The organism is Bacteroides xylanisolvens XB1A (assembly GCF_000210075.1).
In the GTDB taxonomy this organism is placed as follows: Bacteria; Bacteroidota; Bacteroidia; order Bacteroidales; family Bacteroidaceae; genus Bacteroides; species Bacteroides xylanisolvens.
Window position 1 is genome coordinate 1,280,990 of record NC_021017.1, and the last position, 12,243, is coordinate 1,293,232.

Here is a 12,243-nt window from a genome sequence, read left to right on the forward strand (position 1 = left end):
TCAAAACTACGGTTTATCGCAGTCTGCTATCCATAATTTATGATTTGTTTTCATCGTTGTGGTTTTTCTATATGAATGATCTTACTTGTCTCCGTACTGATTCCAATCATCCCAATTCCTCCATGTACATTGCTGGGGTACTTGATTGGTTCATTTATTGTTTCATCGTAAGCGTCGGAATCTACCAGGTTAAGTGCTTTCAGATAGTAGTATTCTGTTTCCGTGATGCTTAAAAGACGTACAATAATATCCATCTTTACATTGGTGCCGTATTCAGGAAATCCGTCAATATCTGTCTGGTTGTAAACCGTCATTGTGTAAGATGTATTTTTGAATCGTGAGTCGTCGAATACACCATATATATTCTTTACGGTGTCGAACATGCCGTTGTCTTCGTCATCGCTGTTGGTGGGCTGTCCGTCTGTCAGCACAATATCCTCGCGGGATATAAAATGATAGCGATGTATTGTCCGGCTGACAAATTCCCCTGTTTCTTCATTATAGTCTTTCACTGTCATTTGCTTATCCATGATAAGCCGGTAGTAATTATCTTCGTTGGATCGATCTTTGATATTGATTTTGTATCGGAGAAAATTCTGCGTATAATAATACTTTGTCATTGGAATGGTGACCGTATCGATATCAGCTATTTCATGTGGACGCTGTGGTACGGTCACTTCAGCCCATGCGTGATATTGTCCGTCGTCTGTGAGGGCGTCAATACGAACTACATCTCCGGGAGTAAATTTGCTGGAAATATGGAAACGGCATTGCATATCTCCTTCCGTTTGGGGTGGGAGCGGACGTAAACTTTCTGATAACTGTCCGTTAACACGTACTTCCACCGTGGCATTTTCTACATGAGTGGCGTATCCTCTTCCCGTGAAATTGAGATAGAGAACGTTGGTCAGACTGTCTGCGTTGATTAGTGCGTTCATCACTAGTTTGGGGGGATTGTCCTTTACACTAAAAGGGAGTTCGTTTTCGCAAGAAACTGTTGTCAGCAATGCTATTAACAGGATAAATGGATAACATATACGAGTTCTCATAATGGGTTTAGAATTTATAAGTGTAAGTGAATGATGGAATTAATGGAAGTATAGTATACTTCTTGATAATCGGTTTGTTGGGATCGTTTTTGCTGGTGCTGCGATATACAAAGGTAGGATTCATCGCATTATATGCATTATACAGACTGATATTCCAGGTACGCATACCATGTTTGGTCTTTTTGTTGAAATTGACTCCCACATTCAACCGGTGACTGGCTGGTAACCGGTAATTATTACGATGCTCCACATATGAAGCTTCTCCGATGGTGGGTGAAGTTATGCTTGAATCAAAATAATCTCCATATCCATATCCTCCCCCAAATCCGTTGTTTGTGCCGTCACTAGGACGGATGACAGCGGTTTTCTCTTCAGGGATTGTACTTGTTCCACCTGTATAGAACACCCAGGAAGCACCGATGTCGATACGGTCGCTGAACTTATGGTTGATTGTCAGGTTGATATTGTGTCTTCGGTCATATTTATATGGGAACCGTTCACCGTTGTTGATACCGCCTTTGGCAAACTGACGATCACTTTTGGATAAAGTGTAGGACAACCATCCTGTTGTTCTTCCAAGGGTTTTCTGTGCCATAAACTCAATGCCGGCCGAACGTCCTTTGCCCATTTCCACTTTGTTTTCCCAACCGGAGGAAGAACCGAAGAAACTGACGCCTTCCTTATATTCCAGCACATTATACATATCCTTATAATACCCTTCTACCGAGAATTCCCATCCTTTGATTCCCGTATAGTATCCGCCCAATGAATATTGGTGGGAGCGCATTGGCTTGATCTTTTTAGTGACCGGAACCCATAAATCCGTAGGCATGGCAATGGGCATTGACGATAGTAAATGTACATATTGGCTCATTTGGGTATAAGATGCTTTCAGGGTTACATCTTTTCCCAATTGATAGCGTGCGGAAACACGTGGTTGCAAGGAAAAGTAACTTTGTTTTTGCACATGAAACAATGAGAAATGCAGTCCGAGATTCAGGCGCAGACGATCATTCATCTTGATGTTGTCTTCCAGGTAAGCGGATAACTCATGTCCGTAAATCCGGTTGTTGGCTATGCTGTGGTAGGTTGTGTCCAGGTCTATTTTATCTCCTGTCTTATTGGAGATTTTAGAGGTCATAACTTCCGGGCGGAAACGATGATAGATATATCCTGTTCCAAATTTGAGGTGGTGTTTGGGAGATGGATTATAATCGAAGTCGATCTGGTAATTCCAATCATTGATTCCCGAACGGTAATCGGCTGAATACCGGTTGGTAAATGATGTACCGCTACTGCCGAGATATTGATTGTTGGTATATGAGTTGATGTCGAATAAATAGTTGCTGTAGGAGACTGTCGTATTGCAGAATAAACGGTTGTTGAATACATAGTTCCATCTGGCAGAAAGAATCGTGTTTCCCCAATTCATTTTGCTTCCGTCTTTGAAATCTGTATTTCCGTCATAATTGGCAGCAAAATGATCCTTTCCATTGTAGGCAGATAGATAGACGCGGCTCCGGTCGGAGAATTTATGATTGATTTTGGCATTGATGTCATAAAAATAATAACTGTATTCCTCGTCATCCGGCATGAATGGTTTAGCGATGAGGTCGAGATACGAACGTCTGGCGGAAATATTGAAAGACGTTTTCCCTTTCACAATCGGACCCTCCAGGTTGATTTTGCTAGTTAGTAGTCCGATACTAAGTGTGCCGTGGTATTTCTGCATATCTCCGTCATTGGTACGGACGTCGATGACAGAAGAAAGCCGTCCGCCGAAACGTGCCGGAAAAGAACTTTTGAATAGTGTTACTTTTTTGACGGCTTCCGGAGTAAAAACCGAAAAGAATCCGAACATATGGTCTACGTTATATACAGGAATCCCGTCAAGTAAGATTAGATTTTGATCCGGGCTTCCACCACGTATATACAGTCCGGCAGATCCATCTACTCCTGCCTGTACGCCGGGCATCAGTTGGATGGCTTTCATTACATCTGCCTCTCCCAGTATGCTCGGAGTATTTTTTATTTGCGTCATTGGAATTTCGATAGATCCCATTTGGGTGGCTATAGTTCCTGTCTCGGTTTTGTCGGAAACGATGACTACTTCCTGCAATTGCGTGTTACCCTGCATGCGGATATTTAATAATGTATCTTGTGAGAGCGTAAAATGATGCGCTTCTGTGGCATAGCCCAGATAGGAGAAACGCAGTTCGGTTTCTCCTTCGGGCAGGGTGATGCTGTAAAAACCGTAAGGATTGGTGGTTGTTCCTTGATTTTGATGACTCTCAATGATGTTGGTTCCAATCAACGTCTCGGAAGACGTCCCATCAGTGACATATCCGCTGATAGTGAACTTGCGGCTTACAGTTTTTGATTCTTTTTTCTTTTGCAGAAGGATATGCCGGCCGGTGAACTGATAACTGATCTGCTCATTTTTGAACGCAAGGTCAAGTATCTCACGCAAAGGCTTATCCTTTACTTGCAAATTGATTTTATGTTTTATGGTAATTTCCTCACTGTAGATAAAGGAATATCCGGTTGAATTCTCAATCCGTTTGACGAATTCTTTCAATGTGGCGTTTCGTAGTGTCAGCGAAAGTCGGGCGTCCGCATTTTGCGCGTATATTTGTGTGGTGATAAGGAATGCTACCCCTATCAGAACAATGGTTCTGACAGGGAAGCGATCTTGGAATATAATATTCATCTTAGTCTGGTTTAGCAGTGATAATAATCTGTTTATTGTTTTGTGAGTAGTCGAAATAACCGGCATTATGTAATACAGATAAAATAGTTGTCAGGTCTTCTCCATTGCGGAAGCGTGCTGTGATCCGGTAATTTTGCAAAGCCGTGTCGGCTATGTGAATCGTTGCTCCGAATGAATTGGATAGTTCGCGGGCAATCTCCTGCAAAGGTAGGTCGTCGAATATAAACTCTCCCTGCCGCCAGGAAATTTCATCTTCTACGTTTTCTAAAACCTTGCGGGTGAGTTTTTCTTCCACCTTATTATATATAGCAATCTCATTCGGCTTCAAAATCATACGAACTGACTTACTTTTATTGCTGACTGCTACCGAACCTGTCAATAACGTTGTCTTTACATCTGGATTGTTCTGATAGGCATCTACGTTGAAGTGAGTTCCCAACACCTGAACGTCAATCGTTTCAGTCTGCACGATAAACGGATGTTTCTTGTCTTTGCTTATTTCAAAATAAGCCTCCCCATTTAGCTCCACTTCCCGCTTGTCCGATTTGAACTTTTCAGGATAAGAAAGTGAAGAATAATGGTTGAGAGTGACGGTGCTGCCATCAGGAAGACAGACCGTGCGTGTCTCTGCCAAGGTGGAAACCGTTTGTATCGTGACCGGTTGCATATATAAATAGGCTGTCCATACCGATAGGCAAAGTAGAGCTACTGCCGCCGCTGCCGAGAAAGTACGTATCAGTGTCAGACGCCGGGTATATGACTTCAGTCTTTTCTCTAGTTCCGGGTAACTGGCTGTTGCTGAAAACCGCCCTCGCGGTGAACGCGTGGAAGCGACGAGCTTGTTCAGTATTTCTTCTAATTCCGTATCGGTAAATTTCATAGTTCTTTCTGTATTACTTTTGATCTGTTATTTTCGTTTCAACAGAATGGTCAGTTTGCTGATTCCTCCTTCTTTCCACTGGGGAGTGCAGGATAAAGTGACATTCTGCTTCTTCAATATCATCTGTTTAGGATAGATTTTTATGACAGTTGTTGCTGACTTCTTACCCGCTTTGATGATTACTTTCTTTTCTGTTAGCTGTACCACTGCTGCTTGTCCTATTACCGGAGGAGGTGTGGCAAGTACTACCGTCCGGTCTTCTTTTGTTTTTTCTGTTGCAACGATTTTAATTTTCAACTCACATTCGGATTTGTCGCTTTCACATTCTACTGTTTCCTTCGAATGTTCAAATCCTGCATAGTCCTTTGGTAGGTTGTCGTTGTCATTGTTGCATGAAAACAGGCACAGACAAACTGAAAGAAGGACAAAGATCCCCATGTTTGCGTCATTTAGCTTTTTCATTTTCTGTCTTTTTTAGTGATTGATTGACTTATTTGTTGATAAAGACCGGAGGGTGACAGAAACTCCCTACGCTCTTTGTCTAAAAGAATGTTAATCTATTTCAGCCCGGCTAATCATCTCTTTTAAACGTGTGATTGCTTTCTGAAGTTGTGCGTCCACTGTATTCATGCTGATGCCTAATTCTTCTGCTACTTGTGCGTAACTCTGTTTTTCTTCACGGATGCGGATGAACACTTCCCTGCAACGATCCGGAAGCCGGTCGAGTGCTTTTACGTAAAGAGCGAACAGCTCTTCACTGATGAGCGATTCTTCCGGTGAATAGCTCTGTTCTTGAGGCTCCGGCAGAGAATCGGGATGAATAAGCGTATGTCTTGATTCTTTTTCCAGATAATTGAGCGAAGCATTTTTGACGAGAATGAAACAATAATCTTCAATGTTTCTCACATCAAGCAAATTGCTGCGTTGCTTCCATAGTTTCAGGAATACATCGAGAACGATTTCCTGCGACCATTCTTCCTGTTTCACATAATAATAGGCAATACGAAAGAGACGGTCATAAGTCATGTTGTAAAAGTCCCGGAAAGCAGTTTGCGAATCCAGTTCTTTCATTTGCCGCAATAACTTTCTTACTTCTGATTCGGTCATCGGCTTTTTGTTTGTTTGGTTAGTCTACCCAAAGTAAATCACTCATTATACTGTCGGAAATAAAAATCCCTTCACGCGTCAGGCGCAAAGCCCCGTTGTATTCCTCCAGTTTACCATTTTTCAGATAAGGTGCAGCCATTTTTTGACAATACTCCCACATTTCATTGCCGAACATCTGTTTCAGTTTCTCTATAGGTGTTCCCCATACGGTACGTATGGTAGTGATAATAAATTCGTTGTAGCGGGTCGTTGGGTCCAGATACTCTGTCTCGAAAGCACGGCAGTCTTCTTCTATACCTTTTATATAGGTGTCGATTGAAGACACATTCCATTCCCGTGTCATTCCGTCAAAAGAATGTGCCGATGGTCCGCATCCCAGATAAGCTATTCCTTTCCAATAGGAAGTGTTGTGGCGGGAATATTTTCCGGGGCGGCAGAAATTGGAAATTTCATAGTGTTCAAATCCTGCTTTCTGCAAATGCTCTATCAGTAATGTGAAAAATTCTAAACTGGAGTCTTCGTCTACCTCGGATATTTGGTGCTGTTTTAACATATTATATATAGGTGTATCTTCCTCATAAATCAAGTGATAGGCGGAGATATGTTCTACATTCAGACTGATAGCTTGACGGAGATCGTTTTCCCATCGTTCTTTTGTTTCTCCGGGCAATCCGTAAATTAGGTCGATACTGATGTTCTGGAAATCGGCTTTCCGGCATCTGTCAATTGCTTCGATGGCTGTACGGGCATTGTGGCGGCGTCTCAATAGTTTGAGCGTAGCGTCATCAAAAGTCTGTATTCCCATGCTGAGGCGGTTGAAAGGAAGTGAGGAAAGCATTTCCAGATATTCCTGCGATAAATCATCCGGATTAGCTTCCAGAGTGATTTCCTGACAATGATTCAATCCGTAGTGCTCGCGGATGGTATCAAATATTTGTTCAAAATCCTCTTTTTCCAGTTGAGACGGGGTTCCGCCACCGAAATAAATAGTTTCTATATCTTCTCCTTTCAGGTATTCTTTACGCATCGTCAACTCCCGGCAGAGAGCCTGTACATAACGGGTTTTGAGTTCGCTGCGAGTGGTTGAGTAGAAGTCGCAGTAGATGCAGCGCGTTTTGCAAAAAGGAATATGAAGATAGATACCTGCCATAGCTATGCTGTTTGGGTTTGTGGGTGTAAAAGTAAGACTATTATTAGATATATCAAAAAAGCAGTTGACGGAAATTATTTATAGTGGGCGGGAATACGCTAAATAGATAATTCTCCCATCGATTAGTAGAAGATAATTTCCTGCAATGCTGAATTTAAGATCTTTTCTTTTATAAATAAGATTCGAACTTGTAGCCGGGTTTTCGTTTGACTTAAGTCAAACGATAGAATGACTTAAGTTAAACTATCGCTTGACTTAAGTCAAACGAAAACTGATTAGGCAACGGGGAAACTATTGTATGAAAGGAAAACAACTAAAAATAACATCGTGCCGGATTACTCGTTGCAACTATGAAATTAGTTTATAGCCATGCGAAAATAATTTTTAACCCGTTTCGAAAATGTTCATGTTAAAGATGTGTTACATAACATTGTTTAGTAACACTGCCATAAGTGTTGCTTTTCCCCCAATTAATCCCTAATTTGCGCATCACAAAATTAATGGTATGTGAGAAACATACTGAGTAATTACTAAAATCTTATATATTATGAAAGTATATCAGACTAATGAAATCAAGAACATTGCCTTGTTGGGAAGTTCTGGCTCTGGGAAAACCACTCTCGTGGAAGCGATGCTTTTCGAGAGTGGTGTTATAAAACGTCGCGGATCTGTTGCCGCAAAAAACACAGTTAGCGATTATTTTCCTGTTGAACAAGAGTATGGTTACTCCGTTTTCTCCACCGTTCTCCATGTAGAATGGAATAATAAAAAACTTAATATTATTGACTGTCCGGGATCGGACGACTTCGTAGGCAGCACAGTGACTGCACTAAATGTGACCGACACAGCAATTATCCTTCTTAATGGCCAATACGGCGTCGAAGTCGGTACACAAAATCACTTCCGTTATACAGAAAAGCTGAATAAACCTGTTATTTTTCTAGTCAACCAGCTTGATAATGAAAAATGCGATTATGATAATATCCTCGAACAGCTGAAAGAGGCATACGGCTCTAAGGTTGTTCCCATCCAATATCCGATAGCTACCGGTCCGGGCTTTAATGCGCTGATCGACGTATTGTTGATGAAGAAATACTCATGGAAACCCGAAGGAGGGGCTCCGACAATCGAAGATATTCCGGCAGAAGAAATGGATAAGGCTATGGAAATGCACAAAGCATTGGTCGAAGCTGCTGCCGAGAATGATGAAAATCTGATGGAGAAATTCTTTGAGCAAGATTCCCTGTCAGAAGACGAAATGCGTGAAGGCATCCGTAAGGGATTGATCGCCAGAGGTATGTTCCCTGTATTTTGCGTCTGTGGAGGTAAAGATATGGGCGTTCGCCGTTTGATGGAATTCTTGGGTAACGTTGTTCCTTTTGTATCTGAAATGCCGAAGGTACAGAATACGGAAGGTAAAGAAGTGGCTCCGGACTCCAATGGACCGGAATCTCTTTATTTCTTCAAGACAAGTGTGGAACCGCATATCGGTGAAGTTTCCTATTTTAAAGTAATGAGCGGTAAAGTTCATGAGGGAGACGATTTGCTGAATGCCGACCGTGGTTCGAAGGAACGTATCGCGCAAATCTATGTGGTAGCCGGTGGTAACCGTGTCAAGGTGGAAGAATTGCAGGCCGGTGATATCGGTGCTGCCGTGAAACTGAAAGACGTGAAAACCGGTAATACGCTGAACGGTAAGGATTGTGACTACAAATTCAATTTTATCAAATATCCGAACTCTAAATATACCCGTGCCATTAAGCCGGTGAATGAAGCGGATGTGGAAAAGATGATGAGTATCCTGAACCGTATGCGCGAAGAAGATCCTACCTGGGTGATTGAGCAATCAAAAGAACTGAAACAGACTTTGGTACACGGTCAGGGAGAATTCCATCTTCGTACCTTGAAATGGCGTTTGGAAAACAACGAAAAACTTCAGGTAAAATATGAAGAACCGAAGATTCCATATCGTGAAACGATTACAAAGGCTGCCCGTGCCGACTATCGTCATAAGAAACAGTCCGGTGGTGCCGGTCAATTTGGTGAAGTTCACCTGATCGTAGAACCTTATAAAGAAGGTATGCCTGTGCCTGAAACGTATAAGTTCAATGGACAGGAATTTAAGATTACCGTGAGAGGTACGGAAGAGATACCATTGGAATGGGGTGGTAAACTGGTGTTTGTTAACAGTATCGTCGGTGGTTCTATCGATGCCCGCTTCTTGCCTGCTATTATGAAAGGTATTATGTCTCGTATGGAGCAAGGACCGTTGACGGGTTCGTATGCTCGTGACGTGCGCGTTATTGTTTACGATGGTAAGATGCACCCGGTAGATTCGAATGAAATCTCCTTTATGCTTGCCGGACGTAATGCCTTTAGTGAAGCCTTCAAGAATGCCGGTCCGAAAATTCTGGAACCGATTTATGATGTAGAAGTGTTCGTTCCGTCTGATAGGATGGGAGATGTGATGGGAGATCTGCAGGGACGTCGTGCCATGATTATGGGTATGAGTAGTGAAAAAGGTTTTGAGAAACTGGTTGCGAAAGTACCTTTGAAAGAAATGTCATCTTATTCTACGGCGCTTAGCTCTCTCACGGGTGGACGTGCTTCGTTCATTATGAAATTCTCTAGTTATGAGCTTGTGCCGACGGATGTTCAAGATAAGTTAATGAAGGACTTTGAAGCTAAACAAACTGAAGAATAAGTATAAATGATAGGTGATAATTGATTGAATATTCACTATAATATTCGGTATTTATCATCTGTTAGGCATAAAGAATCAACTAAAACGTTAAAACCGCCGCCTTTTTTAAGTAAAAGGGGGCGGTTTTTGTTTAACTATGATTAATAAAGATGGAAAAACACAAGGAGAAGATTTAATTTTTTATTAAATTTGCAAACCAAAGGAGGGGTTTTATTGTTGTAGTAATCAGAATACAACCTAAATAGCTCCTTACGGTTAATTTCCGGGAAGTTCCGGTTAAATCAAGTTAATGCATTAGGAGTGTTAATTAGGGAGTGTTAATTTTGTTGCTATGAAGAAGTCAACAATTTGGATATTAGGTATTGTAATGGGGCTTTCCTTCCTTAGCTTGCTGTATTTGCAGGTAAGTTATATAGAGGAAATGATGAAAACCCGTAAGGAACAGTTTGATTCGGCTGTACGCAATAGCCTGGATCAGGTTTCCAAGGATGTGGAATATGCAGAGACCAGACGTTGGTTGATCGAAGATATTTCAGAAGCAGAAAGAAAAGCGCTGATTGCGAATAATGCTTCCATACAACAAGACAACTTGATTCAGCAAACGCAGCGGTTTACAGTGAAGTCTAAGGATGGAAAAGTATATTCGGATTTTGAGCTGAAAGTGATGACCACTAAGCCCTCCGAGCTTCCGAAGGCTATGATTTCTCCTTACAGGGGGACAAAGACCATTCCGGAAACTTCGCGTTCATTAGTGGAAGCCATCAAGAATCGGTATATGTATCAACGGGCATTACTCGATGAAGTGGCCTGGCAGATGATTTACCGGGGAAGTGACAAGTCGATTGGAGACAGAGTACGGTTTAAAGAACTGGATGACTATCTGAAATCGAGCTTATATAATAATAGTATAGATTTGCCTTATCACTTTACGGTGATCGACAAAGACGGAAGGGAAGTCTACCGTTGTGCGGATTATGAGGCAAAGGGAAGTGAAGACGCTTATCAGCAGGCATTGTTCAAGAATGACCCGCCTGCCAAAATGAGTATCTTGAAAGTGCACTTTCCGGGGAAGAAAGATTATATCTTTGACTCCATCAGTTTCATGATTCCGTCGCTGATATTTACACTGGTATTGTTAGTGACATTCATCTTTACGATTTATATCGTATTCCGGCAAAAGAAACTGACGGAAATGAAGAATGATTTTATCAATAATATGACGCACGAATTTAAAACACCGATATCTACCATTTCATTAGCAGCCCAGATGTTGAAAGATCCGGCGGTGGGAAAATCTCCGCAGATGTTCCAGCATATATCGGGAGTGATTAATGATGAAACCAAGCGCTTGCGCTTCCAGGTGGAAAAGGTGCTCCAGATGTCGATGTTCGAACGTCAGAAGGCCACTTTGAAGATGAAGGAGATTGATGCGAATGAATTAATAGCAGGAGTTGTCAATACCTTTGCGCTGAAAGTGGAACGGTATAATGGTAAGATAACATCGAACCTTGAGGCCACCGATCCTGTTATATTTGCAGACGAGATGCATATCACGAATGTAATCTTTAATCTGATGGATAACGCGGTGAAATATAAGAAACCGGAAGAGGATCTGGAACTGAAAGTGAGAACGTGGAATGAGTCGGGTAAACTGATGATTTCGATACAGGATAATGGTATCGGTATCAAAAAAGAGAACCTGAAAAAGATATTTGAAAAGTTCTATCGTGTACATACGGGTAATCTGCACGATGTGAAGGGCTTTGGACTGGGATTGGCTTATGTGAGAAAAATTATATTGGATCATAAGGGAACCATCCGGGCGGAAAGCGACCTGAACGTGGGAACTAAATTTATTATTGCATTACCTTTATTAAAAAATAATTGATATGGACGAGAAACTGCGTATTTTATTGTGCGAGGATGACGAAAATCTTGGCATGCTTTTAAGAGAATATCTACAGGCAAAAGGTTATTCTGCTGAGTTATATCCTGATGGAGAAGCCGGTTATAAGGCTTTCTTGAAGAATAAATATGACTTGTGCGTGTTTGACGTGATGATGCCTAAAAAAGACGGATTCACACTGGCACAGGATGTCCGTGCAGCAAATGCTGAAATTCCTATTATCTTCCTGACGGCCAAAACGCTGAAAGAAGATATCCTGGAAGGCTTTAAAATCGGTGCGGATGATTATATCACCAAACCGTTTAGTATGGAAGAATTGACATTCAGAATTGAAGCAATCTTGAGACGTGTTCGTGGAAAGAAGAACAAAGAAAGCAATATCTATAAGATTGGTAAGTTTACTTTCGACACACAGAAACAAATTCTGTCGTCAGAAGGCAAACAAACTAAGCTGACTACCAAAGAGTCTGAACTGCTCGGATTGCTTTGCGCACATGCCAATGAGATTTTGCAACGTGACTTCGCTCTGAAAACAATCTGGATTGACGATAACTATTTCAATGCCCGTAGTATGGACGTGTATATCACGAAATTGCGTAAGCACCTGAAAGAAGACGATTCAATCGAAATTATCAATATTCACGGAAAAGGCTATAAGCTGATTACTCCGGAAGTTGAATCTTAATGATTGCGTTTGAGATAACTCCAAATAAAAAATCCCGGGAACATTCGTTTCC

The 12,243-nt window shown here is 41.6% G+C and carries 9 protein-coding genes; 3 read left to right on the top strand and 6 right to left on the bottom strand.

The window, feature by feature from the left end; translation table 11 throughout:
- Nucleotides 1-50: 50 nt before the first annotated feature.
- The 6 genes from BXY_RS05355 to hemW form a co-directional block, all read right to left on the bottom strand.
- The gene (locus BXY_RS05355; protein WP_004307958.1) at nt 51-1,049 is read right to left on the bottom strand and encodes a DUF4249 domain-containing protein; all 999 of its coding nucleotides are present in this window, start codon (nt 1,047-1,049) and stop codon (nt 51-53) included.
- Between the two features lie 7 nt (nt 1,050-1,056).
- Complete coding sequence (locus BXY_RS05360; RefSeq protein ID WP_015531371.1) at nt 1,057-3,759, bottom strand: TonB-dependent receptor; 2,703 nt, start codon at nt 3,757-3,759, stop codon at nt 1,057-1,059.
- A gap of 1 nt (nt 3,760) precedes the next feature.
- The gene (locus BXY_RS05365; RefSeq protein WP_004307960.1) at nt 3,761-4,639 is read right to left on the bottom strand and encodes a FecR family protein; all 879 of its coding nucleotides are present in this window, start codon (nt 4,637-4,639) and stop codon (nt 3,761-3,763) included.
- 27 nt (nt 4,640-4,666) lie between these two features.
- Nucleotides 4,667-5,101, bottom strand: coding sequence for a hypothetical protein (locus BXY_RS05370; protein WP_015531372.1), 435 nt, complete (start codon nt 5,099-5,101; stop codon nt 4,667-4,669).
- Nucleotides 5,102-5,191: 90 nt separating this feature from the next.
- Nucleotides 5,192-5,746, bottom strand: a complete 555-nt coding sequence (locus BXY_RS05375; protein ID WP_004307962.1) for an RNA polymerase sigma-70 factor — start codon at nt 5,744-5,746, stop codon at nt 5,192-5,194.
- Between the two features lie 19 nt (nt 5,747-5,765).
- Entirely contained in the window at nt 5,766-6,896 is a 1,131-nt protein-coding gene (gene hemW, locus BXY_RS05380) for a radical SAM family heme chaperone HemW (RefSeq protein WP_015531373.1), read from the bottom strand.
- 547 nt (nt 6,897-7,443) lie between these two features.
- Between hemW and BXY_RS05385 the strand changes: the two genes are divergently transcribed.
- From BXY_RS05385 to rprY, 3 genes are all read left to right on the top strand, one after another.
- Complete coding sequence (locus BXY_RS05385) at nt 7,444-9,600, top strand: elongation factor G (protein ID WP_004299324.1); 2,157 nt, start codon at nt 7,444-7,446, stop codon at nt 9,598-9,600.
- 331 nt (nt 9,601-9,931) lie between these two features.
- On the top strand, nt 9,932-11,488 hold the full coding sequence (locus tag BXY_RS05390; protein ID WP_004299325.1) for a sensor histidine kinase: 1,557 nt from the start codon (nt 9,932-9,934) through the stop codon (nt 11,486-11,488).
- Nucleotide 11,489: 1 nt separating this feature from the next.
- Nucleotides 11,490-12,191 (top strand): response regulator transcription factor RprY, encoded by a 702-nt coding sequence (rprY, locus tag BXY_RS05395; RefSeq protein ID WP_004299326.1) that lies wholly within the window; start codon nt 11,490-11,492, stop codon nt 12,189-12,191.
- Nucleotides 12,192-12,243 lie beyond the last annotated feature (52 nt).

What these genes read in the sequence shown, in the direction of transcription:
- BXY_RS05355 (WP_004307958.1), bottom strand. Translation starts at nt 1,049, where the DNA reads ATGAGAACTCGTATATGTTATCCATTTATCCTGTTAATAGCATTGCTG.
- BXY_RS05360 (WP_015531371.1), bottom strand. Translation starts at nt 3,759, where the DNA reads ATGAATATTATATTCCAAGATCGCTTCCCTGTCAGAACCATTGTTCTG.
- BXY_RS05365 (WP_004307960.1), bottom strand. Translation starts at nt 4,639, where the DNA reads ATGAAATTTACCGATACGGAATTAGAAGAAATACTGAACAAGCTCGTC.
- BXY_RS05370 (WP_015531372.1), bottom strand. Translation starts at nt 5,101, where the DNA reads ATGAAAAAGCTAAATGACGCAAACATGGGGATCTTTGTCCTTCTTTCA.
- BXY_RS05375 (WP_004307962.1), bottom strand. Translation starts at nt 5,746, where the DNA reads ATGACCGAATCAGAAGTAAGAAAGTTATTGCGGCAAATGAAAGAACTG.
- hemW (WP_015531373.1), bottom strand. Translation starts at nt 6,896, where the DNA reads ATGGCAGGTATCTATCTTCATATTCCTTTTTGCAAAACGCGCTGCATC.
- BXY_RS05385 (WP_004299324.1), top strand. Translation starts at nt 7,444, where the DNA reads ATGAAAGTATATCAGACTAATGAAATCAAGAACATTGCCTTGTTGGGA.
- BXY_RS05390 (WP_004299325.1), top strand. Translation starts at nt 9,932, where the DNA reads ATGAAGAAGTCAACAATTTGGATATTAGGTATTGTAATGGGGCTTTCC.
- rprY (WP_004299326.1), top strand. Translation starts at nt 11,490, where the DNA reads ATGGACGAGAAACTGCGTATTTTATTGTGCGAGGATGACGAAAATCTT.